At 69.8% G+C, this 26,630-nt stretch carries 23 protein-coding genes and 1 tRNA gene; 7 read left to right on the top strand and 17 right to left on the bottom strand.

Annotated features, from left to right (window positions below):
* Window positions 1–22: 22 nt before the first annotated feature.
* The 5 genes from topA (at window position 23) to IH00_RS0125695 (ending at window position 9,504) form a co-directional block, all read left to right on the top strand.
* Window positions 23–2,878 (top strand): type I DNA topoisomerase, encoded by a 2,856-nt coding sequence (topA, locus tag IH00_RS0125715; RefSeq protein ID WP_031077547.1) that lies wholly within the window; start codon window positions 23–25, stop codon window positions 2,876–2,878.
* Between the two features lie 202 nt (window positions 2,879–3,080).
* Window positions 3,081–6,341 (top strand): dTMP kinase, encoded by a 3,261-nt coding sequence (gene tmk / locus IH00_RS0125710; protein WP_031077545.1) that lies wholly within the window; start codon window positions 3,081–3,083, stop codon window positions 6,339–6,341.
* A gap of 128 nt (window positions 6,342–6,469) precedes the next feature.
* Complete coding sequence (locus tag IH00_RS0125705; protein ID WP_031077543.1) at window positions 6,470–7,675, top strand: DNA polymerase III subunit delta'; 1,206 nt, start codon at window positions 6,470–6,472, stop codon at window positions 7,673–7,675.
* 84 nt (window positions 7,676–7,759) lie between these two features.
* Window positions 7,760–9,298 carry an alpha/beta hydrolase gene (locus IH00_RS0125700; protein ID WP_031077541.1) on the top strand — a complete coding sequence of 513 codons (1,539 nt, stop codon included), beginning with the start codon at window positions 7,760–7,762 and terminating at the stop codon, window positions 9,296–9,298.
* 132 nt (window positions 9,299–9,430) lie between these two features.
* A tRNA-Thr gene (locus IH00_RS0125695) sits at window positions 9,431–9,504 on the top strand.
* 46 nt (window positions 9,505–9,550) lie between these two features.
* Here IH00_RS0125695 and IH00_RS0125690 read toward each other — a convergent pair.
* The 13 genes from IH00_RS0125690 to IH00_RS0125630 form a co-directional block, all read right to left on the bottom strand.
* Window positions 9,551–10,957 (bottom strand): tyrosine-type recombinase/integrase, encoded by a 1,407-nt coding sequence (locus IH00_RS0125690; protein WP_031077538.1) that lies wholly within the window; start codon window positions 10,955–10,957, stop codon window positions 9,551–9,553.
* Window positions 10,958–11,021: 64 nt separating this feature from the next.
* Window positions 11,022–11,225, bottom strand: coding sequence for a helix-turn-helix domain-containing protein (locus IH00_RS0125685; protein ID WP_031077536.1), 204 nt, complete (start codon window positions 11,223–11,225; stop codon window positions 11,022–11,024).
* Between the two features lie 458 nt (window positions 11,226–11,683).
* Window positions 11,684–13,156, bottom strand: coding sequence for a hypothetical protein (locus IH00_RS0125680; RefSeq protein ID WP_031077528.1), 1,473 nt, complete (start codon window positions 13,154–13,156; stop codon window positions 11,684–11,686).
* A gap of 3 nt (window positions 13,157–13,159) precedes the next feature.
* A complete protein-coding gene (locus tag IH00_RS0125675) occupies window positions 13,160–14,047 on the bottom strand; it encodes a bifunctional DNA primase/polymerase (RefSeq protein WP_078887955.1) in 888 nt (295 codons plus the stop codon).
* A gap of 90 nt (window positions 14,048–14,137) precedes the next feature.
* The gene (locus tag IH00_RS0125670) at window positions 14,138–14,593 is read right to left on the bottom strand and encodes a hypothetical protein (protein ID WP_031077524.1); all 456 of its coding nucleotides are present in this window, start codon (window positions 14,591–14,593) and stop codon (window positions 14,138–14,140) included.
* A 13-nt stretch (window positions 14,594–14,606) separates the two neighbouring features.
* Window positions 14,607–14,801: a hypothetical protein gene (locus tag IH00_RS0125665; protein WP_031077523.1), complete on the bottom strand. Its 195-nt coding sequence runs from the start codon at window positions 14,799–14,801 to the stop codon at window positions 14,607–14,609.
* A complete protein-coding gene (locus tag IH00_RS0125660) occupies window positions 14,798–15,073 on the bottom strand; it encodes a hypothetical protein (RefSeq protein ID WP_031077521.1) in 276 nt (91 codons plus the stop codon). The genes IH00_RS0125665 and IH00_RS0125660 overlap by 4 nt, the downstream gene beginning before the upstream one ends.
* A gap of 141 nt (window positions 15,074–15,214) precedes the next feature.
* The gene (locus IH00_RS0125655; protein ID WP_031077519.1) at window positions 15,215–17,389 is read right to left on the bottom strand and encodes a cell division protein FtsK; all 2,175 of its coding nucleotides are present in this window, start codon (window positions 17,387–17,389) and stop codon (window positions 15,215–15,217) included.
* A gap of 81 nt (window positions 17,390–17,470) precedes the next feature.
* On the bottom strand, window positions 17,471–17,809 hold the full coding sequence (locus IH00_RS0125650; protein ID WP_031077516.1) for an RRQRL motif-containing zinc-binding protein: 339 nt from the start codon (window positions 17,807–17,809) through the stop codon (window positions 17,471–17,473).
* The gene (locus tag IH00_RS0125645; RefSeq protein ID WP_031077515.1) at window positions 17,806–18,420 is read right to left on the bottom strand and encodes a GGDEF domain-containing protein; all 615 of its coding nucleotides are present in this window, start codon (window positions 18,418–18,420) and stop codon (window positions 17,806–17,808) included. Before IH00_RS0125645 ends, IH00_RS0125650 begins: the two co-directional genes overlap by 4 nt.
* A complete protein-coding gene (locus IH00_RS0125640; protein ID WP_031077512.1) occupies window positions 18,417–19,277 on the bottom strand; it encodes a hypothetical protein in 861 nt (286 codons plus the stop codon). Before IH00_RS0125640 ends, IH00_RS0125645 begins: the two co-directional genes overlap by 4 nt.
* Window positions 19,274–19,723: a Pycsar system effector family protein gene (locus tag IH00_RS0125635; RefSeq protein ID WP_031077511.1), complete on the bottom strand. Its 450-nt coding sequence runs from the start codon at window positions 19,721–19,723 to the stop codon at window positions 19,274–19,276. The genes IH00_RS0125640 and IH00_RS0125635 overlap by 4 nt, the downstream gene beginning before the upstream one ends.
* Window positions 19,720–19,989: a DUF6284 family protein gene (locus IH00_RS0125630; protein WP_031077509.1), complete on the bottom strand. Its 270-nt coding sequence runs from the start codon at window positions 19,987–19,989 to the stop codon at window positions 19,720–19,722. The genes IH00_RS0125635 and IH00_RS0125630 overlap by 4 nt, the downstream gene beginning before the upstream one ends.
* Window positions 19,990–20,640: 651 nt before the next feature.
* On the opposite strand from IH00_RS0125630, the gene IH00_RS0125625 reads away from it, so the two are divergent.
* Both IH00_RS0125625 and IH00_RS0125620 read left to right on the top strand, forming a co-directional pair.
* On the top strand, window positions 20,641–21,399 hold the full coding sequence (locus tag IH00_RS0125625) for a helix-turn-helix domain-containing protein (protein WP_031077508.1): 759 nt from the start codon (window positions 20,641–20,643) through the stop codon (window positions 21,397–21,399).
* Between the two features lie 3 nt (window positions 21,400–21,402).
* The gene (locus IH00_RS0125620) at window positions 21,403–21,876 is read left to right on the top strand and encodes an NUDIX domain-containing protein (protein WP_031077506.1); all 474 of its coding nucleotides are present in this window, start codon (window positions 21,403–21,405) and stop codon (window positions 21,874–21,876) included.
* Here the strand turns inward: IH00_RS0125620 and IH00_RS0125615 are convergent.
* The 4 genes from IH00_RS0125615 to IH00_RS40530 all read right to left on the bottom strand — a co-directional run bounded on the left by IH00_RS0125615 (window position 21,864) and on the right by IH00_RS40530 (window position 26,232).
* On the bottom strand, window positions 21,864–22,430 hold the full coding sequence (locus IH00_RS0125615) for an HD domain-containing protein (RefSeq protein ID WP_031077503.1): 567 nt from the start codon (window positions 22,428–22,430) through the stop codon (window positions 21,864–21,866). The two genes, IH00_RS0125620 and IH00_RS0125615, sit on opposite strands and share 13 nt — an antisense overlap.
* Window position 22,431: 1 nt before the next feature.
* Window positions 22,432–22,893, bottom strand: a complete 462-nt coding sequence (locus tag IH00_RS0125610; RefSeq protein ID WP_031077501.1) for a GntR family transcriptional regulator — start codon at window positions 22,891–22,893, stop codon at window positions 22,432–22,434.
* Window positions 22,894–23,972: 1,079 nt separating this feature from the next.
* Window positions 23,973–25,394 (bottom strand): hypothetical protein, encoded by a 1,422-nt coding sequence (locus IH00_RS42895; protein ID WP_158827930.1) that lies wholly within the window; start codon window positions 25,392–25,394, stop codon window positions 23,973–23,975.
* 13 nt (window positions 25,395–25,407) lie between these two features.
* Entirely contained in the window at window positions 25,408–26,232 is an 825-nt protein-coding gene (locus IH00_RS40530; RefSeq protein WP_078887954.1) for a serine/threonine-protein kinase, read from the bottom strand.
* Window positions 26,233–26,630: the final 398 nt, after the last annotated feature.

Here is a 26,630-nt window from a genome sequence, read left to right as displayed (position 1 = left end):
TCGACCGGAGAGAAGAGCCAAGTTGTCCCCGACCAGCGAGACCGCACGAGGCGGCCGCCGACTCGTCATCGTCGAGTCGCCTGCCAAGGCGAAGACGATCAAGGGCTACCTCGGCCCCGGCTACGTCGTCGAGGCGAGCGTCGGGCACATCCGCGACCTCCCCAACGGCGCCGCCGAGGTGCCCGAGAAGTACACCGGCGAGGTGCGCCGCCTGGGCGTGGACGTCGAGCACGACTTCCAGCCCATCTACGTCGTCAACGCCGACAAGAAGGCACAGGTCAGGAAGCTCAAGGAGCAGCTGGCCGAGTCGGACGAGCTCTTCCTCGCCACCGATGAGGACCGCGAGGGCGAGGCCATCGCCTGGCACCTGCTGGAGGTCCTCAAGCCCAAGGTCCCCGTCCACCGGATGGTCTTCCACGAGATCACCAAGGACGCGATCCAGGCGGCCGTCGCCAATCCGCGCGAGCTGAACAAGCGGATGGTCGACGCCCAGGAGACCCGCCGCATCCTCGACCGCCTCTACGGCTACGAGGTCTCGCCGGTCCTGTGGAAGAAGGTCATGCCCCGGCTGTCGGCCGGGCGCGTCCAGTCCGTCGCCACCCGCCTCGTCGTCGAGCGGGAGCGGGAGCGCATCGCGTTCCGCTCCGCCGAGTACTGGGACCTGACCGGCACCTTCGCCACCGGCCGTACCGGTGACGCCTCCGACCCCTCCACCCTCGCCGCCCGCCTCGCCGCGGTCGACGGCCGGCGTGTCGCCCAGGGCCGCGACTTCGGTCCGGACGGGCAGCTGAAGTCCGCCGCCGGCCAGGTGCTGCACCTGGACGAGGCGAACGCACGCGCCCTGGCCGCCGCGCTCTCCGACACGTCGTTCGCCGTCCGGTCGGTCGAGTCCAAGCCGTACCGCCGCTCCCCGTACGCGCCCTTCCGCACCACCACCCTCCAGCAGGAGGCCAGCCGCAAGCTCGGCTTCGGCGCGAAGGCGACGATGCAGATCGCGCAGAAGCTGTACGAGAACGGCTTCATCACCTACATGCGTACGGACTCGACGATCCTGTCCGACACCGCCGTCGCGGCGGCCCGTGCCCAGGTCACCCAGCTGTACGGCGCCGACTACCTGCCCGCCGCGCCGCGCGTGTACGCCGGGAAGGTCAAGAACGCGCAGGAGGCGCACGAGGCGATCCGCCCCTCGGGTGATCGTTTCCGTACGCCCGCCGAGACCGGACTGACCGGCGACCAGTTCAAGCTGTACGAGCTGATCTGGAAGCGGACCGTCGCCTCCCAGATGAAGGACGCCGTCGGGAACTCCGTCACCGTCAAGATCGGCGGCCGGTCGGCCGACGGCCGGGACGTCGAGTTCTCCGCGTCCGGCAAGACGATCACCTTCCACGGCTTCATGAAGGCGTACGTGGAAGGCGCCGACGACCCGAACGCGGAGCTGGACGACCGCGAGCGCCGGCTGCCGCAGGTCGCCGAGGGTGACGCGCTGACCGCCGAGGAGATCACCGCGGACGGCCACGCCACCAAGCCGCCGGCCCGCTACACCGAGGCGTCGCTGGTCAAGGAGCTGGAAGAGCGGGAGATCGGCCGCCCGTCGACGTACGCGTCCATCCTCGGGACCATCCTCGACCGCGGGTACGTCTTCAAGAAGGGCACGGCCCTCGTGCCGTCCTTCCTCTCCTTCGCCGTCGTCAACCTGCTGGAGAAGCACTTCGGCCGGCTCGTCGACTACGACTTCACCGCGAAGATGGAGGACGACCTCGACCGCATCGCGCGCGGTGAGGCCCAGGCGGTGCCGTGGCTGAAGCGTTTCTACTTCGGCGAGGGCGCCGGAGCCGGTGGCGCCGCCGACGCGGGCAACGGTGACGGCGACCACCTCGGCGGCCTCAAGGAGCTCGTGACCGACCTGGGTGCCATCGACGCCCGGGAGATCTCCTCCTTCCCCGTCGGCAGCGGCATCGTGCTGCGCGTCGGCCGCTACGGCCCGTACGTCGAGCGCGGCGAGAAGGACCAGGACGGCCACCAGCGGGCGGACGTCCCGGAGGACCTGGCACCCGACGAGCTGACCGTCGAGCTCGCCGAGGAACTGCTGGCCAAGCCCAGCGGCGACTTCGAGCTGGGCACCGACCCGGCGACCGGCCACCAGATCGTCGCCAAGGACGGCCGCTACGGCCCGTACGTCACGGAGATCCTTCCCGAGGGCACCCCCAAGACCGGCAAGAACGCGGTCAAGCCGCGTACCGCCTCCCTCTTCAAGTCCATGTCCCTGGACACGGTGACCCTGGAGGACGCGCTCCGGCTGATGTCGCTGCCGCGCGTGGTCGGCACCGACCCGGAGGGCGTCGAGATCACGGCGCAGAACGGCCGCTACGGTCCGTACCTGAAGAAGGGCACGGACTCGCGCTCCCTGGAGAACGAGGAACAGCTCTTCACCATCACGCTGGACGAGGCCCTCGCGATCTACGCCCAGCCCAAGCAGCGCGGGCGCGCCGCCGCCAAGCCGCCGCTCAAGGAACTGGGCACCGACCCGGTCAGCGAGCGCCCGGTGGTCGTGAAGGACGGCCGCTTCGGCCCGTACGTCACGGACGGCGAGACGAACGCCACCCTGCGAACCGGTGACAGCGTGGAGACGATCACGCCGGAGCGCGGTTACGAGCTGCTGGCGGAGAAGCGCGCCAAGGGACCGGCGAAGAAGACCGCCAAGAAGGCCCCGGCCAAGAAGGCCGCCGCGAAGAAGACCACCGCGACGGCGAAGAAGACGGCGGCCAAGAAGACGGCCGCCAAGAAGACGACGGCGAAGACCGCGGCGAAGAAGACGACGACGGCGAAGAAGGCCACGGCCTCCAAGGCCGGCGCCTCCCGGACCGCGTCGGACGACTGACGCCGTCACCCCGACCCGCCGATCCACCCGGGAGACCCCGGGAAGGCCCGGAGCACCGTGGCCCGGACCGGCGGCACCCTGCCGTGCTCCGTTCGCCCGGTCCGTCGAGAAGTCGAGGACCGGGCGCCCGGCTTTCCCCGGCTCGCGCTCGTTTGTTCGGGCAGGAGGACTGCATGTCAGCCCGTCCGGATAGGCTGAGGGGATGACGCGAGCCGAGCAGCCAACGGTCTTGAGCCCCACCTCAGACTCCGACGCCGCACTTGCCGCGGACTCCCGCGAGCGCGCCGTGCGGGCCCTGTTGCGCAACCAGCCGCTGAAGCGGTTGTGGAGCGCACAGCTCGTCGGCGGGGTCGGTGACGCCCTCGCCCTGCTGGTCCTGGTGCTGCTGGCCCTCCAGGCCGCGGTCACCGAAGGTGCGTTCGGCGGCGGGTACCGGGGTGCGGCGTTCGCGGTCGCCGCCGTGTTCGGGGCGCGGATCCTCGCCACCCTCCTCTTCGGTGCCGTGCTGCTCGGCCCGATGACGACCCTCACCGCCCCCGGCGGGCCGCTCGACCGGCGCTGGACGATGGTGGGCGCCGACGGCGTGCGCGTCGCGCTGCTGGTCGTCGCGCCGCTGTGGATCGGCTGGACGCCCGACAAGGCACTCGCCTTCCTGCTGGGCACCGCCTTCCTGGCCGGTGTGGCCGAGCGGTTCTGGACCGTCGCCAAGGAGAGCGCCGCCCCCGCGCTGCTGCCCGCATCGCCGCCGGAGGGCGCGACCGTCCGCCCGCTGCCGGACCACCTGGACGCGCTGCGCCGCCTGTCGCTGCGGACCAGCTTCCTCGCCGTCCCGGCCGCGGCCGCCGTGCTCCTCGTCGCCACGCTCGTCGGCAATCTGCTGGGGACGGGCATCGACTGGTTCACCACCCACCAGGCCGCCCTCGGGTCGTACGTCGCGGCCGGACTGTTCGCCGCGTCCGTGTCCGTCCTGTACTTCCTGGAGCTGCCCGACGGGCAGACCCCCCGCCCGCGCTCCCCGCTCGAGGGCCTGCGTCGCCCGTCCACCGGCACCGGTCCGGACAAGGGCCGTACGGCGGCCATACCGCTGCTCGTGCTCGCCTGCGCCGCCGTCGCCGCGGCCATCGCGGCCGCCGCCTCCGTCGCCGTGCTGCACACCAGGGACCTCGGGGGCGGACCGGTCGCGTTCGCGCTGCTCGTCCTCGCCCTGACGGGCGGCACGGGGCTGGGCATCCGCTCCGCCAAGGCCGTCCTGCCCGCGCTCTCGCGGCGCCGGCTGCTCGCGCTGACGCTCGCCGTGACCGGAGTCGCGCTGCTCGCCATCGGGCTCGTGCCCGACATGGCGACCATGCTGTTCCTCGGGCTCGCCGCCGGTTTCCCGGCCGGCGTCGCCGCCCACACGGGCCATGCGCTGATCGACCAGGAGACCGAGGAGTTCCGGCGGCCGCGCGTCACCGAGCACCTCCAGGCGGTCGTACGGGTCGCCATCGCGCTCGGCGCGCTCGTCGCCCCGCTGCTGGCCGCCGCCATCGGGCCCCACCGGCTCGCGGGCGGGGACTTCGTCTTCGCGCACGGCGGCGCCGCCTTCACGCTCATGCTGGTCGGCGCACTGCTGCTGCCCGTCGCGGCGCTCGTCCTCGCCAAGACCGACGACCGCTCCGGCGTCCCGCTTCGCCGCGACCTGCGGGACGCGCTGCGCGGGGCCGACCCGGCCCAGGCGCCGTCGAGCACGGGGTTCTTCATCGCCCTGGAGGGCGGCGACGGGGCCGGCAAGTCCACGCAGGTGGAGGCGCTCGCCGCGTGGATCCGCGCCAAGGGCCACGAGGTCGTGGTCACGCGCGAGCCCGGCGCCACACCCATCGGCAAGCGGCTCCGCTCGATCCTGCTCGACGTGTCGAGCGCCGGACTGTCCCACCGCGCGGAGGCACTGCTGTACGCCGCCGACCGCGCCGAGCACGTCGACTCGCTGGTCCGCCCCGCCCTGGAGCGCGGCGCGATCGTCATCTCCGACCGGTACATCGACTCCTCCGTGGCCTACCAGGGCGCCGGCCGGGACCTGTCCCCGACCGAGATCGCCCGGATCAACCGGTGGGCGACCGGCGGGCTCGTACCCCACCTGACCGTCCTGCTGGACGTCTCGCCGGAGGCCGCGCGGGAGCGGTTCACGGAGGCGCCGGACCGGCTGGAGTCGGAGCCCGCGGAGTTCCACCGGCGCGTACGGGCCGGGTTCCTCGCCCTCGCGGCGGCCGACCCCGGGCGCTACCTGGTGGTGGACGCCGGCCAGGAGCCGGAGGCCGTCACCACCGTCGTGCGCCACCGGCTCGACCGGATGCTGCCGCTGTCCGAGGCCGAGATCCGGGCCATGGAGGCGGCGCGGAAGGCGGCCGAGGAGGAGGCCCGGCGGAAGGCCGAGGAGGAGGCGGCGCGCAAGGCCGAGGAGGAGCGCCTGGAGCGTGAGCGCCAGGAGCAGCTCGCCAAGCTGCGCGCCGAGGAGGAGGAGCGCAAGCGCCGCGAGGAGGAGGAAGCGCGGCAGCGCGAGGCCGAGCGGCAGGCCGAGGAGGCCAGGCGGCGTGCCGAGGAGGCGCGCAGGCTGGCCGAGGAGGAGCGGCGGCGCCGTGAGGCCGAGGAGAAGGCCCGCCGGGAGGAGCAGGAGCGGCTGCGCAAGCTGAAGGAGGAGCAGGAGCGGCTGCGTGCCGAGGCCGAGGCGCGGCGTCTGGAGAAGCAGCGCAAGGCCGAGGAGGCGCTGCTGCGCGCCGAGGAGGCACGCCGCCTCGCGGAGGCCGCCGCCGCCGCTTCCGCCTCCGTCTCCGCCACCGACGTCACGGTGCCGACCCCGGTCGTGAACCCGGACCAGGACACCCAGGAGGTCCCGGCGCCGCGCATCAACATGCGCAAGGACGACGAAACCACGGTCCTGCCCCGCGTCCAGGACGGTACGGACCGGGACGGTGCGGCCTCCGGGACCCCCGGTGCCGCCGGGCCCGCCGACGAGACGGCGGTCCTGCCGCCGGTACGCGGCGGCACGGCCCCGGCCGGCCGCTCGGCGGGCGTCCCGCGCGGCAGCGGCGCGGAGCCGCCCGCCCCGGCCCCGGGTGCGGACGACGAGACGGCTCTGCTGCGCCCCGTACGGGACGGCCACGCCGGGCCCGCCGACGAGACGGCCGCCCTGCCACCGGTACGCGGCGGCAGCCCGGCGGACCGCGTACCTCCCGGGTTCTTCCGGGACGAGGAGCCCCGCCGGAGCGACCGGAGCGACCGGAGCGACCGGAACGACAGGGCCGACCGGCCGGAGGGGGGCGCGGGAGCCGAGCGGACGCGTGAGCTGCCGCAGGTCGACGAGCAGGGGCGCCCGCGGCGCCGCTCCGACTGGGCCGAGGAGACCCCGCTGGACGACCTGCCCTCGCTCGCGGACGAACTGCTCGGCCCGCACGAGGACGACGACGACCCGCGGGGCGGCGGCCGCTGAGGGGCCGCGCCCGGCGAGCCGCCGCCTCAAGGCCCCGCCGGGATGCCGACGGCCGGCGTTGTCGTACCCGTCCCCCACAATGGAGACCGCACCGGCAGCACGACGCGTACGCAGAAGGGCGGTGACCCGTGCCCGTATGGGACGACCTGGTCGGCCAGGACCGTGTCCAGGCACAGCTCGGCGGGGCCGCCCGCGACGCCGACGCGCTCGTCACCGCCCAGGCGAACGGCGTCGCGCCGCCTGACGCGTCGAGGATGACGCACGCCTGGCTGTTCACGGGCCCGCCCGGAGCCGGGCGGGAGACCGCCGCCCGGGCCTTCGCCGCCGCCCTGCAGTGCGTCAGCCCCGACCGGGCACTCGGCGCCGAACCGGGCTGCGGGTTCTGCGACGGATGCCACACCACCCTCATCGGCACGCACGCCGACGTGGAGATCGTCCGCACCGACCTGCTGTCCATCGGCGTCAAGGAGACCCGCGAGCTCGTCCGGCGCGCCCAGCTCTCACCCGCCGGCGGCCGCTGGCAGGTCATCGTCCTGGAGGACGCCGACCGCCTCACCGAGGGCGCGGGGAACGTCCTGCTGAAGGCCGTCGAGGAGCCCGCGCCCCGTACGGTCTGGCTGCTGTGCGCCCCGTCCATCGAGGACGTACTGCCCACCATCCGCTCCCGCTGCCGCCACCTCACCCTGCGCACGCCACCGGTGGACGCCGTCGCCGACGTCCTGGTCCGGCGCGACGGCGTCGAGCCGCAAGCCGCGGCGATGGCCGCCCGCGCCACCCAGGGGCACATCGACCGTGCCCGGCGCCTCGCCACCGACGAGCGCGCCCGCGCGCGGCGGGCCACCGTGCTCAAGCTGCCGCTGCGCGTCGAGGACATCGGCGGCTGCCTCAAAGCGGCCCAGGAGCTGATCGACGCCGCGGCCGAGGACGCCAAGCAGGCGTCGGAGGAGGTCGACGTCAAGGAGACCGAGGACCTGAAGGCCGCGCTGGGCGCCTCCCAGGGCGGCCGGATGCCCCGCGGCACCGCGGGCGCCATGAAGGAGCTGGAGGACAAGCAGAAGCGCCGCAAGACACGTACCCAGCGCGACAGCCTGGACCTGGCCCTCAGCGACCTCACCGGCTTCTACCGCGATGTGCTCGCCCTCCAGCTCGGCGCCCGCAGCGCCCTCGCCAACGAGGACGTACGCGACGCGGTCGAGCGGACGGCCCGCAACTCCGCCCCCGAGGCGACCCTGCGCCGCATCGAGGCGATCCTCGCCTGCCGGGAGGCCCTGGAGACCAACGTGGCACCGCTGCTCGCGGTGGAGGCCATGACGATGGCGCTGCGCGCGGGCTGAGCGCCGCGTCCGGATCGCGGGATCGCGCTCACCCGTACGGGTACGATGGGGAACGATCCGTGACCGCACGGATACGCTCCGGACATGTACTCCGCTCGCCTGTTCCGTTCCACCGCCGTCGCCCTCTCGGCCTTCGGCCTGCTCGTCGCAGGCTGCACCGACGGCGGAACGACCCCCTTCGCATCGGCCTCCGCCTCCCGAGCCGTCGCCTCGGCGGAGGAGCTCAAGCCCTTCTACGGTCAGCGGCTGCGCTGGCGCGGGTGCGGCGTCCCCGGCTTCGAGTGCGCCACGCTGCGTGCCCCGCTGGACTACGCGAAGCCCGACGGCGAGCAGGTGAAGCTGGCCGTCTCCCGGGCCCGGGCCACCGGCCCCGGCAAGCGCATCGGCTCGCTGCTGGTCAACCCGGGCGGGCCCGGCGGTTCGGCGGTCGGTTTCCTCCAGGGGTACGCCGGGATCGGCTACCCCGCCCCGGTGCGCGCCCGCTACGACATGGTGGCCATCGACCCGCGCGGCGTGGCCCGCAGCGAACCGGTCGAGTGCCTCGACGGACCGGAGATGGACGCGTACACCCAGGTCGACCAGACACCGGACGGGCCGGGCGAGACGGATCTGCTGACCGCTTCGTACCAGCGCTTCGCGCGGGGCTGCGCGAAGCGTTCCGGCAGGATCCTCCCGCATGTCTCCACGGTCGAGACCGCCCGCGACATGGACATCCTGCGCGCGGTGCTGGGCGACAAGAAGCTGCACTACGTCGGCGCCTCGTACGGCACGTTTCTCGGCGCGACGTACGCGGAGCTCTTCCCGTCCCGCACGGGCCGCCTCGTCCTGGACGGCGCGATGGACCCCTCGCTGCCGACCTCCGAGCTCAACCGCGACCAGACGGCGGGATTCCAGCGGGCCTTCGAGTCCTTCGCCGCCGACTGCGTCGAGCAGCCCGACTGCCCCCTCGGCACCCGGTCGCCCGCCGACGCGGCCACCCGTCTGAAGGCGTTCTTCAAGCGGCTCGACGCCCACCCCGTCCCCACCGGCGAGCGCCGCCCCCTCGGCGAGGCCCTGGCCACCACCGGGGTGATCGCCGCGATGTACGACGAGAGCGCCTGGCCGCAGCTGCGCGACGCCCTCACCCGTGCGATGAAGGGCGAGGGCGCGGCTCTCCTCGCACTCGCCGACAGCTACTACGAGCGGGAGAGCGACGGCACGTACTCGAACCTGATGTACGCCAACGCCGCGGTGAACTGCCTGGACCAGGCGCCCGCCTTCACCGGCCCCGACGAGGTGACCCGCGCCCTGCCCGCCTTCGAGAAGGCGTCCCCGGTGTTCGGCAGGGGCCTGGCGTGGGCCTCCCTGAGCTGCGCGGGCTGGCCCGCCGAGCCCACCGGCGCCCCGCACCGCATCGAGGCCAGGGGCGCGGCCCCGATCCTGGTGGTCGGCACCACCCGCGACCCGGCCACCCCCTACAAGTGGGCCCAGGCCCTCGCCGGCCAGCTCGCCACCGGAACCCTGCTCACCTACGAGGGCGACGGCCACACCGCGTACGGCCGCGGCAGCGACTGCATCGACACCGCGATCAACACCTACCTCCTCCAGGGCACGGTCCCCCCGGACGGCAAGCGCTGCCGCTGACGCCCCGGTCCGGCCGTCCTTCCGCCCCGGCGGCCGCACCGTGCGGCCGCCGGTGAGGGATGTGCGAGGCACCCCCCGGACCTGTGTAGACTTGGGCTCGCTGATGCACCCCCCGCGGGGTTCGCACAGCATGCCGCCTTAGCTCAGTTGGCCAGAGCAACGCACTCGTAATGCGTAGGTCTCGGGTTCGAATCCCGAAGGCGGCTTTTATGAGAAAGCCCAGGTCGGTACCCCTGACCTGGGCTTTTTCGTTCAGCGGATGCGGCGACGGCGCAGGGAGCGTGCCGCACGGGTGTCGGTGGTCTCACTTCTGGTCTCAGTGGGGCCCGGATTGGGGGCTGACGGAGGCGTCGGCGGCGATACGAAAAACTCGCCCATCCTCCGCATGGCGTCCCTGGACAGGTGGGACCGGCCCTTGACGTACCGCCGGGTCTGGCTGATCTGCGTGTGCCTCAGGATCTCCATGATCGTGGGCATGTCGACGCCCAGCTCGTTCAGGATCGTGCCGGCGGTGTGGCGGCTCCCGTCGTACAGGCGGCGGTCATCGATCCCGGCCTCCTTGAGCAGTTCCTTGAACTCCTCGTAGTCGGCGCGCGGATCCAGTGGCCGGCCGTCCGGACGGGAAAAGACGACGTCGTGCTCCTGCCACAGTTCCCCGGCAGCTTCCCGTTCCGTTTCTTGCCGGGCCTTGTGGTCGAGCAGGAAGGGAACGAACACGGGCGGGATCGGCACGGCGTTCCGGCTCTTCTTGGTCTTGGGTCGGGTGAAGGTGAGCCCGCCTTCCTTGCGCTCCGGGCAGGTGCTTGCGTGTTTGGTGCACGTCTTGGCGCACGGCTTCGGGCAACCACGCTTGTAGCCCTTGTGCGAGGTGCAGTCCGGCGGGCACGGCTCGAAGCGGTGCAGCCGCCCCCCACAGGCATGCGGGTCGTCACACCCGTGCCGCCACGTGAGGCGCTGAAGTTGCCACTCTGGGCGGAATAGCTCTGCTTGCAGATCGACGTACGACCAGCGCAGCCCGAGAGTCTCGCCCTGCCGGAAGCCCATGCCGACTCCGACGACCCACCGCATGAAGGTGGGCCGCTTCGCCGCGGCTTCGAGGAACGCTTTCGCCTCCTCCTTGGTGAAGGGGTTGGCCTCGGTCTCGTCAATGCTTGGCGGGTCCACGAGCGTGGCGACGTTCTCGCCGACGATGCGGCGGCGGTGGGCGATCTTCAAAGCACGGGACAGGATGCGGTGCACCTTCACGACGTGCGAGGGAGCGTGCCCGGCGTCGAGCATGGCCCGGTACATCCGCTCCAAGTGCTCGGGCTGCAACTTGTCGATGCGGTGCTTGCCGACGCCGGGGATGATGTCGTTGCGGGTCTTGGACCAGTAGTCGTCGAGGGAGCGCGGCTTGAGCTTCAGGCTCGCGATATCCGTGAGGTAGGTCACCATCCACGCCGTGACGGTCGGCTTACGGCCGGCGGCGGGCGCGCGCCCCTGGTCGCGTTGGCGTTCTAGCTCCTTCACCTTGCGCTTGATCTCGGCCTCGGTCCGGGCCCGGCGGTGGCGCCGGTCGGGCCCACCGTCACTTTTGACGCCCATCGTCACGCGGCCGTGCCACCAGCCATCGGCACCGAAGTAGATGGACGACTCCATGTTGGGCTTTCGGGGACTCATGTGCTCCTCCATGCGGGAGGCGCCCCGAGCAAGATGCTCGGGGCGCCTCGGTGACGTGCTGGGGTCAGTTGGGCAGCGGGGCGAGGTTGGCCACGTACGCTTCGAGGTCGGCACGCCGGATTCGGCGAGTGCGGCCCAACTTGATGTACTTCAGACTTCCTTCGGCCATCAGCTCGTAGACAGTCGAACGGCCGACGGCGAGCGCCTCGGCAGCCTCTTCGGGCTTGTACAGGAGTCGATCGACGGGAGCGGCAATCGCGGTGCTCATCCGGGTGTCTCCTAGGGTCTTGGGCACTTGTCAGGGCTTGCGCCTGTCCGAGGTGCGGACTTCTGCGTCACTGCGTCATCTGCGTCACGTCACGCGTCTGACCTGCGCTTTCTCGTGACGCGCCGGGTCATGGTGTGCGTCATCGGTGACGCAGGGCCCGCGTCACCGATGACGCAGGTGACGCGGAATGACGCAGCCGCCGCTGTCTGCGTCACTCCTGTTGCGGCAGGCCAGGGGCCGTTGTGCGCGCCGAGGTGACGCAGGTGACGCAGCGCCTCTTCCCTTAGGACAAAGGGAGGGTGTCTGTAGTGGTGCGGCTCGGCTCAGAGCGCGAATGCGGAGCCGCTTCGCGGCGCGACCATCGCGCGGCGGCGAGCCGCCGAACTGCAAGAAGAGCACGCCGGTGCGGCGCCTGGTGCTCTTCTTGCTTGTCCGCGCCGATGGCGCGGCGCGGCAGGTCAGTGCAGCGCCGCCTGCTCATGTGCCGGAGGTGCGGGGCGGGTGATCTCGATGTAGCGGGCGGAGCCGGTGCGGCCCCAGTCGATGACGACGCCCCGGGCGGCGAGGGTGGGCTGGAGGCGCTTGAGGCGGTCGGAGAGGACCTTGCCGGTGGTGGGCCAGCCTTTGGGCATGGGACGGCACTCCTCGCCGCTGTAGAGGCCGGTGAGGGCGTGTAGCCACTCCGAGGACGTCATCCGGACCTCCGTGCCCGGCGTCATGCCGGCGGCGTGCTTGAGCACGGTCTGTGCCAGCAGGTCGCCCTCGATGACGTCGTCGTTGAGGTCGTCCAGGCTGGCCCGGTAGGCGTTCAGCGAGCCGAAGCCGGTCGCTGCGTCGAGCTGCGCGCACAGGTGCGCGAAGTCGGCCATCCGCAGATCGGTCGGGATGTCCGCCTCGGCGGCCCGCACCTTCACGGTCAGGTCCAGGAGCGAGCCGAGGATGACGGGTAGCACCTCCTCGTACTCCGCCCACAGCTCGGCCTCGGTGCGCCGTACGCGCGGGCGCTCCAGGCGCAGCGGGAGGAGGCGTTCGGCGAGGTCGGGCCGGATGACGCCGACGTCGATGCCGGTCAGCAGCATGGGGCGGCGGTAGCGGGCGCGGAAGACGTCCCCGTCGGTGAACAGGGCGCGCTTGACGTTCTCGGCGCCGGTGACGATGCAGCACATGGCGTCGGACAGGTCCGGGGTCATGTGGGAGAGGTTGTCCAGGGCGGTGACCCATCCGGCGGCGACGGCCGCGGTCAGGTTTTCCTCGTCCTTCGGGGCGCGGCGCAGGTCGCCGCTCATGCCCTCGATGATCCGAACGAGCATCCGCCCGGCGGTGGACTTCCCCGCGCCCTGGGGGCCGGTGAGGAATGGCGCGGGGACGGGTACGGAGGGGCCGAGGCAGCCGATGAGCCAGGCGATGGCCAGGCACTCGGTCTCTGCGTTGGCGAAGTTGGTCAGCCGCAGCAGCAGGTCGATGCCCTTGCCGTCGGTGTCCTTGGCCGGCAAGGGCAACTCGCCGGTGAGTTGGGTGCGCCGCCAGCACACCTCACGCGGGTCGGGGACGGCGATGTCCCAGCCGGTGGGGTGGATACGGACCGACCGCCCGTCGGTGCGGCCCAGGTCCAGCCACGTGGCGCCGTCGAAGCCGGGCGCGACGCGGATGTGCACGGGCTGGGTGTTCTCGGTCAGCGCCAGTGCCTCGATCAGGTCCAGGGCCTCCTTGAGGGCGGTGCCGTTGAACACGCCCACGCCGTCGCGAAACAGGCCGACCATGAGTTCCTGCCGGTGGCTGCCCGTGGTGCCCTGCGACCGGATCGGTCGGGCCACGGGGTGGCCGTTGCGCTGCGCGTACACGGTCCCGTCGGCGGTGCGGAAGTACCGGAAGTGCGCTTGCGCGTAGTCGGTGATGATCTCGCGCGCCGGGGTCTTCTCGTCCTCTGGCATGGCTCACATCCCCAGGGTGGTGCGGGCGTTGGTCCACGCGTCGGTGCAGTGCCGGGCGCTCTCGCCCTTGGCCTGCGCGGCGGCGAACAGGCGGGTGATGTGCGCGTCGGTCAGGCAGCCGCACCGGCCATGCGTGGACAGCACCGCGAGGAACGTGCGGTAGACGGTGGCGTGGACCGCACTGGAAGCCGCGGTGATGCGCTGCTCGGCCATGGCGATGCCGCGCTCCAGATAGACCGGCGTGCGGTGCGGGCACTCCCCACCGCCGGCGCCCGCGGGCACGACGCCCGCATGCGGCGCCAGCCGGGCCGGGGAAGGCTTCTTCACCGCGAGCGCGCGCACAGCGTTCGGCAGGTCGGCCAGGTGACCGGCGCCGGGCCCGAGGTAGCGGGCGTAGGCCATCGTGGACTTGATGTCGACGCCGGGACGCACCCTGTTGGACGACGTCATGGTGCCCTGGTAGATCCAGTGCTCACCGCGCGTCGTCTGCACGGTTCGGGTGGCGGGCAGGGCAGTACGTGCCCAGTCGACGGCGTCGGCGTTGTCCAGGTCCACCACGGTCAGCCCGCCAGCGCCGGGGTGGTAGGCAACGCAGACCGCCCGCTGCCATGCGGCCGCCCATGGCGGGGAGGTGAGAACGACCGGGTCGGTGGTGGCGGCGGCCCATGCGTGGCAGACGCCGGGGCACTGGCAGGGGCCCGCACTTTTCATGTTCGGCCGGCCACCACACGCGTTGCCCGCGCAGGTACGGCAGTTGCCGAACGGCGCCTTCCCCGCGCGCAGGGGCAGCACCGGCACCCCGGTAGCGGCCAGTGTCAACGCGGTCCGCAGGGGTTCGGGCAGCGTGCTCATGTCGCCGCGTACTCGCCGGAGCAGGGTCGGTTGCGTCATGCTGGGAGACCTCCACAAGTCAAGTGGTTGGCAGGTGGACAAGGGCGGCCCCGCGGCTTTGGCGAGACGGAGGGGCCGCCCTTGGCGTAGCTAGCTGGGGAAGTGGTTGCGCTTGAACACGGCCTTGCGGATGTTCACGGTCATCCCGCCCCGGCGGCCGCGGCCGCTGAAGACCTGCACGGCGATCCAGCCGCCGAAGACGACGGCGGCGAGGATGACGAGCTGGTGGATGAACGCGGCCAGCGCCGTGATGAACGAGGTCAGCAGGAACAGCCCGCCGCAGACTGCGCCGAACCCGACGCCTCCGAGGGCGACGTTCACCGCCGAGCGGGACACAGCCGGCTTGGCGGCGACCGGTTCCGGCTGAGCCGGTGCCACGGCGTAGCCGGTGACGACACGCCCGTCGGGAAGGACGACGCTCGCGACCGCCGGCACCGTGCTCGGCTGGATGGGGACGACCGGCGCCGGGTGGATGGCGGCGGGGGTGAGCGGGGTGGGGTGGTGGACCACGAGGGGCGCGGCGTGGTGGGTGGTGGGTTCGTTCACGGCCGGGTCTCCTTCAGTTGCCGAGGGCGGACAGGGCGTCGGCGGATGCCTGCACGAGGTTGTGGATGGGCTCGTAGGCGCCGGTGCCGGCGGTGAAGAACCCGAACAGGAACAGCACGAGCGCGGCGCCGCCGCCGGTGGACTTCGTCTTGACCGCGAAGATGGAGGCGGTGCCGAACAGCAGCACGGCGGAGATGTTGAGGATCATCGGGACCCTTCCGGGGTGTCGGTGTCGGTGCCGGTGCGGTAGATGCGCGCCCAGCGGTTGTAGAGCCAGCGGCCGGTACGGATGCGCTTGCCGGTGGCGTGGCAGTGGCGGCAGTCCTTGCCGCGCTTCATGCGTCCCTTGCGGTCGGTTTTGAGGGCGTGGCCCATGCCACGGCAGCGGCGGCAGTCACCGAATGGCGACACCGCACACACACCGCCGTAACCGAGGGTGATGGCGAGCAGGCAGGCGATAGCGAGCAGGGCGGGGGTCATGCGGGGCCCTTCCTGGCGGGTTTCTGGGGTTTGCGCAGGTGGGCCGCTATCCGCTAGCGGCCTGATCAGAGGTGGTTTGGGGCGCTAGCGGGGCCGCTAACGTTAGCGGGGGCTGCCGCTATCGTTAGCTGCCCCGGAGCGTCAGCCCGCGTCCCGCTTCCCATCACGCTCTGCGATTGCGGTGGTGATGTGGGAGCGGTCGACTCCGCGCCGGTTGACGACCTTGCTGTTGACCCGGCGCCCAACCTGGATGGTGGACACGCCGTGCGGCTTGAGCGCGGCGGCGAGCGCGTCGGGGTCCCATCCGTCGTAGACCTCGGGGCGCAGGTCCGCGAGCCGGGTCACGATGGTTTCCGACCACACCTTGGCTTCCTTGGCCGGGACCACCGCGAGGATGTCCGCGAGCAGGTCATAGGCGGCCGTGGTCGGCTCCGGTGCTTCCCCGAGCGCGTGGCCGGCGAGCAGTCCGGTCTTCTCGCGGACGCGGCGGGCGCGGGCTGCGATGGCTTCGGCGCCGCCGGCGTCGACGTAGACGGAGCGCACGATACGGGCGTCGGAGCCTTCACCCACGAAGTAGTGGATGCCCTTGTCTCCCCAGGCGAACATGGTCGCCCGCACCCCGCGCTTGTAGGCGGAGGTGCCGAGGACCATGTCGTTCTCCAGCTGGCCCATCACCTTCAGGCACCACCGGGCGGACGCGTTGGCGCTGATCCCGGTGGGCAGCGACTTGGCGTCGGGTCGCTGCGTGGCCAGCAGGACCACGATGCCGGTGGCGGGGCCGCGTTTGACCAGGTCGGTGATGACCTCCTCGAACTCCTTGCCGTGCTCGGGGTGCTCGAAGAGGACCTGGCACTCATCCACCCCCACCACGATCGGGTGGAGACCGAGGGAGCGCTTGTCGGCAAGAGCGCTGGTTACCTTGGACTCGGGGCAGATGTCCCGGGGCAGGGAACGGATGACCTTCGTGCGCCGGCGCAGTTCCTCGCGCAGGGCCCGGAAGTCGTTCAGCGCGTACTGCACGGGTTCGTCGTCGTCGCCGGCGGCGTGCCGGTAGCCGACCGCGTTGCCGACCGGGTCCAGGTCGCCGGTGCCCTTCATGTCGTAGGTGTGCAGCTCAGCACGCGGATCGAGAGCCGCAATCAGCAGCAGCAGACGCAGGAGGAACGTCTTGCCCATGCGCGGGATCGCGCCGATGACGCCCGCGATGTACATGAGCGTGACTTCAGTCCACCGGCCGCGCTGGTCGGTGCCGTAGGCGACCGGCTTGAACAGGTCCACCTGCCCGGACTTCAGCAGCGGCCACGTCGGCTGAGAGGCACGGGACATGTCCTGATCCCCGACCCACAGCACGAGGTGCCCGGTGTGCTCGTCGGGGACCGCCTCGGGCCACACGCATCCGAGCGGGCGGCGCAGACCGGAGGCGAGCCGCTCGCGACGCTCGATGATGTCCGTCACGGTCACGCCATAGGGGAGGTTCCCCTCCGCGCGCCAGCCGGGCCCGTCGCGGGTGATCGGGGCGGTGAACTCGAACCCGTCCCGGCCCTTGCCCTGCGCCTGATTGATCGCGGGAATGCCCAGCGCTCCCAGCGCCCGCAGCACGATGTCACTGGTGAGCTTGGTTGCCTTGGGCAGTTCCACCGCGCGGTGCACGACCGGGGCGTCCGGCTTGCGGCCGGCCGCTCCCAGGGCGAGGACGACCGCGCCGACGGACACGGCCTGCAGCCAGTCGGGGGCCAGCACGTACAGGGCGAGCGCCAGACCGAGACCGGTGAACAGCGCGAGCGCGGCGACCAGGGTCCGCAGCCGGACCCGTCCGTCACGCTGGCGCGACAGCTTCAGATACTCGGCAGCGTCCTCACGGCGCACGGCGGCGAGCCGGACCGGTTCGCCCTCGCGGTCGGCCACCCACCGCATCGTGCCCCCAACGACCTTCGCGGCGCCGGCCGGGGCCTGGAGGGCGAGCCGGGCGGCGTAGACGGGGGCACGCAGCACGTGGTAGCCGGCAGCGTGGGCGTAGTGCCGGGCCACCCACGCGGCGGCGGTGCGCAGCTCAGCCACGGACTTCAGCCAGAGGGGCACGACCGGGCGGCGGCGAGCGCCGGCGAGCCGCCCGAGGTAGCCGGGACCGGTCGCCGCGGGCGCCGGCTGGTCGACCATGACCGGCGTGCCCGGGTCCGCCGGCTCCGGGCCGGTGGCGGGGGCCGGTTCGCGGGCGGCGCGGGCCTTGTCCAGGTCGACTACGTCGGCGCCCTGGTCGGCCGCCATCTCGGCTTCCAGGCGGTTGAACAATTCGTGGTCGTCGTCGGGATGCTTCACTGAGACTTCCTTCTCTCGCAGAGGGAAGGCGGGGCCCGGTCCGTCGCTGTAGGAGGTGAGCGGACCGGCCCTGCCGGGACTTCAGGCGGCGTACTGCTCGGGGTAGGCGCACGGCACGCACGTGCCGAGCGTCGGGGGGATGGCGTAGCCGGCGTCGCGCCGACAGGCGGGGCAGGTGCGTCGGGCGGCGTTGGCCTTGGCGAGTGCGGCCCACCGGGCCGGAGTCATGGGCCGGACCGGCTTGGCCAGGTCGATGCGGTAGAGGTAGGCGACCAGGGGCGGGCGGCCCCGCCGCCGGGGCCTTTCGAGCTGAGCGGCCACACCCTGACCACCGGGCCGCAGGCCACGGGCCCGGAGTTGGCGGCGGGTGGCGTAGCCGTCCGGAGCCAGGCGCCACCGGAAGACGGGCAACGTGCTCACGCCGCGCCACGCCGTCCGGGACGGCGGCCGACGACCGACCCGAGCAGCCGCCCCAGATGGGCCCGCCGGGGCGCGGAGCGGCCGGACCGCTTGGCCGTGTACATGGCTTCATCGGCGCGGCGCAGCAACGAGGACAGGTCCTCGCTCGGGTGGTCGGCGGCCCGCACCCACCCCAGCGACACCGTGGTGTGCACCTCCGGGGCGGCGTCGACCGGCCGCGCGAGGACGCGGCCGAGGACGTCCAGCCGCTCAGCGGCCGTGCCGTCGCGGTCGATGATCACGGCGGCGAACTCATCTCCGCCCAGCCGCCCGACGACACCGCCGGGGGTGCCGTGGGCGAGCCGAGCGGCGACCGTGGCGAGCAGCACGTCTCCGGCCGCGTGGCCGTGGGTGTCGTTGATCTGCTTGAAGTGGTCGACGTCCGCCAGCACGACCACGGCGCGGGGGTCGCGCAGCAGGCGGCGGGCCCGCCGGGTGAACGCGTCCCGCGTCCACAACCCGGTGAGCGGATCACGTCGGGCGGTGGTCAGCCGTCCGTGTAGCCATCGGGCGTGTACCGCCCACCCGATGACGGGCGGCACGGCCGGTAAGAGCGCGGCGAGGGTACTCACGCGGCCACCCGCTTCCACGCAGCCCGCAACCGGACCTCGGAAGCGGAGTGGCCGGCTGCGCGGAAGCGGGCGGCCATTTCCCGGTAGGACAGGGGCGGGGTCTGACTGTGCCGGATGTCGTAGACCAGCGTGTCCAGCGCGTCATCCGACAGGGCCGGGGCGGCTGTCTCCAGCGCCGGAACCGGCTCGGTCGGTCCCCAGACGGGCAGTTCCCAGCGGGGTGCGACGCCGGGCGTGACGGGTGTCGTCACGCTGGTCAGAGCCCTGCCCGTCTCATCGCCCTTACGGGCGGTCTCCAGGGTCGACCACGCCCCCGCGAGGATCCGTGAGGTCTTGGCTTGGACGCGTGCGACGCGGGCCCCGGCTTCCGTCACGGCCGTCAGCCGCGTCTCCTCGGTGGCCGCTTCTGCGCGTAGCCGGGCACGGGCCACGGCCGCTTCGTCGCGCGCCTCCTGCTGGATTCCCCGGATCGTGTCCAGCGCGAGGGGCGTGAGCGCGGTGCGCTCCCACAGGCTGTGCACGAGCCACAGGGCCTTGGCCGCGATCGGCAGCCACGCCACAGCCAGCCACGCTTCGGCGGAGTGCTCAGCGGTCAGCGCGTGCGCGACCAGGATGCCCGCGGCGAGGACACCGAACGACCAGCCCACCGCCGTAACGGCCCAGTTGTGGTCCCCCTGCGCGGCAAGGCGACGTTCGTAGGCGAGGGTGGCCAGCCATCCCCCGTCGATCCCCAGACCGACGACCAGAGTGACCGGCCACGGCACCGCCGCACCCAGCCACATCATGACCACCGCGAGGGTGAGCACCATCGACACGGCCGTCAGCGCGACAGCCGGAAGCACCGTCTTCACCTTCACAGCGCACCCCCTGCCGCGATCAGCGCAGTGAGGATGAGCAGCAGCCCACCGGCGCAGATCAAGTCGACCGCGCGGCGCAGGTAGGTGAATTTGGCGACCGCCAGCCGGGACAGCCCGGCAATGTCAGCGGCCATGTCCCTCTGCACCGCCGCCGTGATCTCCTCGGCCGTGAGGGTGGCCCACAGCGGGAAGCCGTGTCGCCCGGACAGGTTTGGCCGCACCGACCGCAGCAACAGACCGGCCGCGGCGATCAGCACGCCCATACCGGTACCGCCGACGATGCTCGCGGCCGTGTGCAACGACAGGTCGCGGGCGACCGTCCAGGCGCCGGCGAGGACAGCGCCGACGAACGCCAGCAGCAGCGCCGTCTTCGTGTCCGTCCGCGCGATCTCCGCCTTAACCTCCGCGTGGGCGGCGGTCAGGCTCTTCTCCGTCACGGTGCTCACGCGGCACCGCCGGAAAGGCTCGTACCGGCCGTGCGGTTGACCAGCGCGACCCGGGCGGCCAGCGCGCGGCGGCGGGCCCGGCGGATACGCCGCTCGTCCAGCTCGGTCGGTGTGCGGTCGAGGGTGACGATGTGGGCGTCCAGCAGGTCGACGTCCGCGAGGATTACGGGCATCTCCTGCTCGATGGCGTCCAGCTCCGCGTTCGTCGGCTCCATGAAGTCGGCGAACGCGGTAACAGCGTCCTGAACAGTGACGATGTGGCTCATTGGGTCGTGTTCCTCTCACAGGTGGGAACGGCCCGAACAGCGCCCCCGGTGTTCCAGCACCGGGGGCACGCCGTTGGAACCAGCAATCCGGCTCCCCTCGGCCCCGCCCGTACAGCCCGAAGGCCGGACGGGCAGGGGAGGCAACCGGCCGCAGCAAGGCTGCTGCGGGGGGTCAGGTAATGCGGTGGGCGTGGCCGTCTCGCCGGTCCAGTGGTGGCGGCGCCTGGAGTCTTCTTCGGAGCACCGGGCCTCCTTGGTGTCGAGCAATGGGGAATTAAGCACTGCAAGGGGGACCTCGTCCCCACTCTCCGGCCGTTGCTCGCGGTCACCGGGCCACCTCGCCAGTACGGGCCGAAACCCTGTTCCACCTGGCCTTTAGCGGGATTGCAGCGTCCCCGCCCTCTGCACGTGCGACATCAGCCGCCACCCAGCCGAGCGAATCTCGCCCCCGCTGCATGTAGTACCTGTTTTACAGGTACTACATGCAGGTTCGTCAAGCACGTCGACGGAGTCGCTTGGCTTTGCGCCGATGTGCTCTGGCGCCCACTCAGCATCGGCGCAGGTAGCGGGAGTTGGTTACCCCATGCGTGGACAGCTCAGGGAGTTCTCGCTACCGTCAAGAAGTCCCTAGACGTCCCATCGGGGGTGCAGATGTCCAACGAACGCCTGCGGTCGGCTCTGTTAGCCCGTGGCATGACCGTTCAGGGATTGGCTGACGAGATCGGAGTCAACCCGAAGACGGTTGAGCGCTGGATCACGCAGGGCAAAGTGCCGTACCGGCGACACCAGTACTCAACGGCCGCAGCGCTCAACGTCGACGTCACGACACTGTGGGATGACAGCCGTGCGGTCGACGCCGCGACGGACTTGACCAAAGCGGAGATCGTCGCTGTCTACCCGCATCGGCACACCGTGCCCCCCGGCCTCTGGCGGCAGTTGTACGCGAGGGCCGAGAGGAACCTTGACGTGCTGGTCTACTCGGGGCTCTTCCTGTCCGAGGATCCTGTGTTCCTGGATCTCCTGAAGAAGAAGACCGAGGGAACCACGCAGGTACGCATCCTGCTGGGGGACCCCGATTGCGAAGCCGTTCAGCAGCGCGGCGTAGACGAAGGTCACCGGGTCATGGACGGCAAGATCCGGAACGCGCTGGTGAACTATCGGCCTCTCTTCAAGAGCCATCCAGAGATTGGCTTCCGCCTGCACGCGACTACGCTCTACAACTCCATCTACCGGTCCGATGACGAGATGCTCGTCAACCCCCACGTCTATGGCATCGGTGCCTACATGGCGCCGGTCTTTCACCTACGGCGTATGCCGGGTGGCGGTCTGTTCGACACCTACGCGAATAGCATCGAACAGACCTGGGGAGGCGCACGCCAGATCACGGATCGCGACATCACGGGAGCTTGAAATATGGGACGCATCGACTACCTGCATGATCCTGACGCCCCGCCGGCCAACTCGGTCGTCCCGTCTGTCGTGGCCTTCGTCCAGAACGATGCCGGCCAGGTGCTGATGATCCAGCGGTCCGACAACGGGCGCTGGGCGTTGCCCGGCGGTGGCCACGACACGGGCGAGTCGATCAGCGACACCGTGGTGCGCGAAGTCTGGGAAGAGACCGGCATCAAGGCCGAAGTCGTCAGCATGTCCGGGATCTACACCGACCCCGGTCACGTGATGCAGTACGACGACGGAGAGGTTCGCCAGCAGTTCAGCATCTGCTTCCGCGCGCGCCCCGTCGGCGGTGAGTTGCGTACGAGCAACGAGACGACACAAGTCCGCTGGGTCGACCCAGCGGACTTGTCGACGTTGAACATCCACCCCACCATGCGTCTCCGCATCGAGCACGCCATAGACCGGGCGCGGACGACCCCCTACATTGGCTGACGCTTGACGGTAGCGACCCGTTCAAGGACACGCGACGTGCTCGCGAGGATCTCCGGCTCGGCCCGGCGGATGAACATACCGATCAGACTGTCGGGCCCGTATCGCCCGGCAATCTCGTTGATTCGGTCGATCGGGTTCGTGGGCGTACCGTCCGGCGTCGTGTTCATATCGCAGTAGCAGAGTGCGTCGTTCAGGTGCGCGCTCTCCCGGGGGAACTCGGCCTCCAGCTCCCTGCGCATACCGCGCGCTTCCGCCTCCAGCCAGGCGCAGGAGTGGTGGGCGACCAGGTTGATGACGCGGTTGTCGGCGCCGGCCACGTCTCGGAGATAGCGGGCCCCGTCCAGCGGGTGGAAGCCAGTCTTGGCCAGGTCCGGCGCGTAACCGATGTCGTGCAGGACGGCCGCGGCCTCCAGTAGATCGGCGTCCTGGCCGAGTACGAGCGCAATCGTGCGCGCCCTCTCGGCGACTCCGAGGCAGTGCTTCCACCGCCGCGGCAGCGGCTCGGCGAGCAGTGACTCAGCCAGGGGATAGGCCCACTCTGTCAACTCCGGCAAGCTACGAACGCTCCTCTCGCGTCGGCACAGCGCGGACCGTCCGCACCTTGCCCTGTCCGCCTCCCGCCAGCACGCCGGCGGACTCCAACTTCTCCAGGGCCTTGGACGCCGTGGGACGCGACACCCCGAACCGGTCGGCCAGCGCGGAAGCGCTGGGGAATGGCTGCCCCACCTCAAGTCCGTCGGTCACGATGACGTCCGCGATCCGCTGTTCGAGGGGGCGCCGGTCGACTTGCCCACCCCCACGCACGACTCGCCACCGCCCGCCCGGTACCGGTTCGGCAACGCCCTCCTGTCGCAGCACGCCGAACGCGCGCAGCGCGACTCCGCGCGAGACCTTGTGGTCGCGCATGATCTCCGCCAGGGATGGAAGCTCCGTCATGTCCGGGTCGCCCTCGATCTGATCCTTCACCGAGTCGGCAACCTTCAGGAAGGTTCCCCGAGGGTTGGCCTGCTGCGACACTCGTTCTCCCTCTCTGTTCGCCCGTCGTCGACCACAAGACTCCCATGACTTGCGACCCATGCGGAGTGCCTGGAACCGTCGTCGGTGAGGCGGGGGGTAGGAGGTCTACGCACCGCCTCAGGTGCGGTGGCTGGGATGAAGTCGTCAGGCTGCTGCCTCTCAACGCTCTATGTAGGGACCTCGGCCGACAGGCTCGACAAAAAGGGTGAGCAATTTCGCATGCAGACGTCCAACACAGTCAACTGCGTCGATTTTAGCCGTTCTGTTAGCCGTGGTGGCAGAATTTCCGCTAGACTTCCGTTGCTAGTTTCTGTTCCTAGGTTCGAGTCGAGGAGTTGCGCTCATGCCAAAAGCGCAGTTTGTGAGAGAAGCCGACATGCTCGAACCAATTGTTAAGCACGCATCTAAGTTGATCGGCGCAAGAAGTAGGGTATTTTTTGAGGTTCAGTCAACTTCCGGCATTCCTGACATTGTCCTTGTGTGTTTCGACGAAGAAGCGGTCCGCCAACGGCGTTTGCGGTCACAGGGGTTGATCCTAGATCTTGGCGGTATGAGCGTCCTATTGTCCCTCCAGAAGAGATTGGGGGAGTCTCTGTCTCCTTCCCAGATCGCCAAGCAGACTCGTTTGAGTCCTGGGCATATTTCCTCTACGGTCCTACCCCAGCTCGCTAGTTCGGGGCACGTGGAAAAGCATTCGAGGGGGCAATGGAGGGCGGTGAGTCGCTTCCGCAGCCTAGCTACTCGAATTTGCACCATCGAAGCGAAGATTCGGGACTGGCGAGGCGGCTACCATCAAACTCTTCGACATGGGCTAGCTGCCGATGAAGCCTGGCTCGTGCTTGATGCTGAGCTGTCCGCACCAGCTCTCGCCCATCGCGACTGGTTCTCGATCGCGGGAATCGGGCTTGCATCTCTAGACCAAAAAACCGGTCTGAAGCCGCTGGTTGCTCCGAAGCCGGCTAAAAGCCGTGGAGAAAGTGTCTACCGGGAGCTATTGGTGGAGAGGGCCGCTGAACTGTGCATGCACGGCAAGGTGAGCGGCCCCATCCAACACGTGTTTGGAAGTCACCTAACCACTTCTACAGGGCCTGACCCCAGGCGTCCAAATGCTTTGGAGACTGCTCCGTGCTGAGAGGCAGGCCAGTAGCGAATCTTTGGGCGGCCGCAACAATTCTCCTGAGGGCGGCGTGCCTTCCATTGCGTGCCGAGTCCCGCTGCACCTTGGCCGTAAGTTCGCCCATGTTGTGCAAGTAGTGCAGGGCGGAAAGTTCGTGAGACCATGGCTCGTTTGCGAAGAGCGCTGGGCAGTATGGGCAGGTGCACCGTACATAGCCAGGTGTCCTGGCAAGAACCTTGTGCGTATTCCTATCCAGCGTGTGGAGAAGCTGCTTTTCGAAGTACCTTTCGACCGCGCCCTTGGCGCCGGGGCGGAAGACGTATTCGGCAAAAGCCTGGTCGGCCCCGCTGACGCCAAGTCCAAACCCAGCAGCCCCGTGCGCGAGAGCGTACCAGCCTGTCATACCCGTCTGTGGTAGAAGCAGACACCGCTCCTCATCCGCGCACAGGTTGGCGAGCTTCTTGATGCCCGCAAGCAGCTCGGCGTCGTCCGGAGGGGTGAAGGCTTTGCCTTGAGCCCACTGCACACGGACGTAGAGGGTGTCGAATTGATCCTGGTCCATTATTTGGTCCAGAAGGCGGTTTCTCAGCGCCGCGCTTGAAAGCCAGCGGGCGGGCAACGTGAGATTTAGTGCGACGCGCTCACCGCGGCCAAGACGCGACAGGACGTCGTCGCCTTCCTCATAGGCCCGGTCTAGAGATCGTTGAGGATCGTCGGGGTCCAACGCCCGGCCCGGAGTCAGGAGGAGGTTTGCTCCCGCGCCTCTTTGAGCGTCGAGCACGTGTTGCACCCAATCACGCGCGTCGGCGTGGGCGAGGTAGGGAGCGTTCTTATAGCCGCGAGCCGTGATCGGCTCCTTCTGGAGGCGCAGAATGTCTTTATCGAGGAGGTAGCAGCGGGGATCTGCAATCTGAAGCGCAGATACTGGAGAAAGAGCGAAAAAATCGCGGTGAGCTTGCGCATTGGCTGATGGGAGATTCGCAATTGCGCCCAAAGCCAAGCTGTCTCCGTAGGACGCATGGAGGCCGACAAGAACGCGGGGTATGAACCTGTGGTACCTGCCCCCACGCTGAACGAGGTAAATGGGTCGTGATCCCAACAGCGCCTGATCTCGCTCAATCCTGGGCGGCGCAATTCCACTTTTGCTCGCCACCGACCCTGCTGGCGGAGCGGTAACTACGCTGCCCGCGTTATCGCCACTCAGTATGAGGAAGCTATCTTCGCTGGGCAGGGGAGCATATTCGTCCTCGGCATCTAGATAGGCGTTCAGCGCGGCGTTCTCTAGCTGCTCCTCGTCCACCATCGGCCAGTCAAGTTCGCCCTGTACGCCTGTCGACCAATCCAGGTCATCCTCAGGCATCGGATCGGGCTCGTCCTGATGCATTGCAACCCCCCACTCAGTAACCGCGACTCAGGCGTAGCAGATTGCTTGAAACGCTTCCTCTCTCGTGTTCCACGACCGACGTGAGTCGGTCAAGAATTGCCGAGACATTCTCAGGGCAGTTGCCGGGTAGCGATTGCGGTCCCTGAGTCAGGCGCGTGTATGCCTCATCGACAGTGTACGACTGATCTATCTCGTAGAAGGGGTGCTTACCGGTCAGGGCGTGCCGGATTGTGACTCCGATGGCCCATAGATCGGCTGCTTTTCTCGCTCGCTGCCCAATCAATTGCTCGGGCGCCATGTAAGGAAAAGTTCCGATGTGCCCGGGGTAGATGGTGATGGTGCTCGCGTCGATCTGCTTAGCGAGTCCCAGGTCCAAAATGACTGGGTCCTGCCATCTCCCGTTACGCAAAGCGATATTAGCGGGTTTGATGTCGCGGTGGATGGTGGCGGCCTTGTGTAGTGCTTGGACTCCGACCAAAAGTCCTCTTAGGCACTCTTCTGCATGCTCAGGAGGCAACAGCTCGCCATCAGCTATCCGCCCCTCAAGGTCGCCACCGGCGATGTACTCGAACCGCAATCCTGGCCTGGCTCTACCGCCAAGGCGGACAGTGATGGGGCCGTGGAAGGCGACAACATGAGGTGAGCTGACGCGACGAAGTCCCTCAACTTCACGTTCCAGCCGCGCCATGGAGTAGTCGTCGGCACAGATGATCTTGACTGCCTCGCCGCCTACCTTCCATGTGTCGCCGAAGGCGCCGGCGCCGAGGAACGTGGCCTCCGCGCCAAGCTGTTTAGCCACCTCTCCAGGTGCGAACCGTGGCACGGCAGGCTCGTTCAAGTCTCTCCTCGCCGTTCTGCACTACGCGAAGTGATGGTGTGACCACACAATCATCCCGCATGTGGTCGTGCGTTCAAGCGGTTTGGCCGAACCCGACCGTCTGAAGTTCATACCGGGTCGGCGACGCCCACACAGCTCGGTCTCAGTTGTGGTCTCAACGGGGTGGGGCTCCGGGTGGTGCACTGACGTCCACAGAAGTACGGCTTCCTGCGCTCAGCAGCGGGTTTGGGACTGGAGCGGACGGACGTGGACTCACCCGGACCAAGATCGGACAACTCGTAATGCGTAGGTCTCGGGTTCGAATCCCGAAGGCGGCTTTCATGAGAAAGCCCAGGTCCGTATCCCTGACCTGGGCTTTTTCGTGTCCGGCGCCGGGGCGATCCGGGGGTCGGTCAGCT

The organism is Streptomyces sp. NRRL S-118 (assembly GCF_000716335.1).
GTDB lineage: Bacteria > Actinomycetota > Actinomycetes > Streptomycetales > Streptomycetaceae > Streptomyces.
Note: the sequence above shows the minus strand (reverse complement) of the source record. Positions and strands in the feature narration are given on the sequence as shown.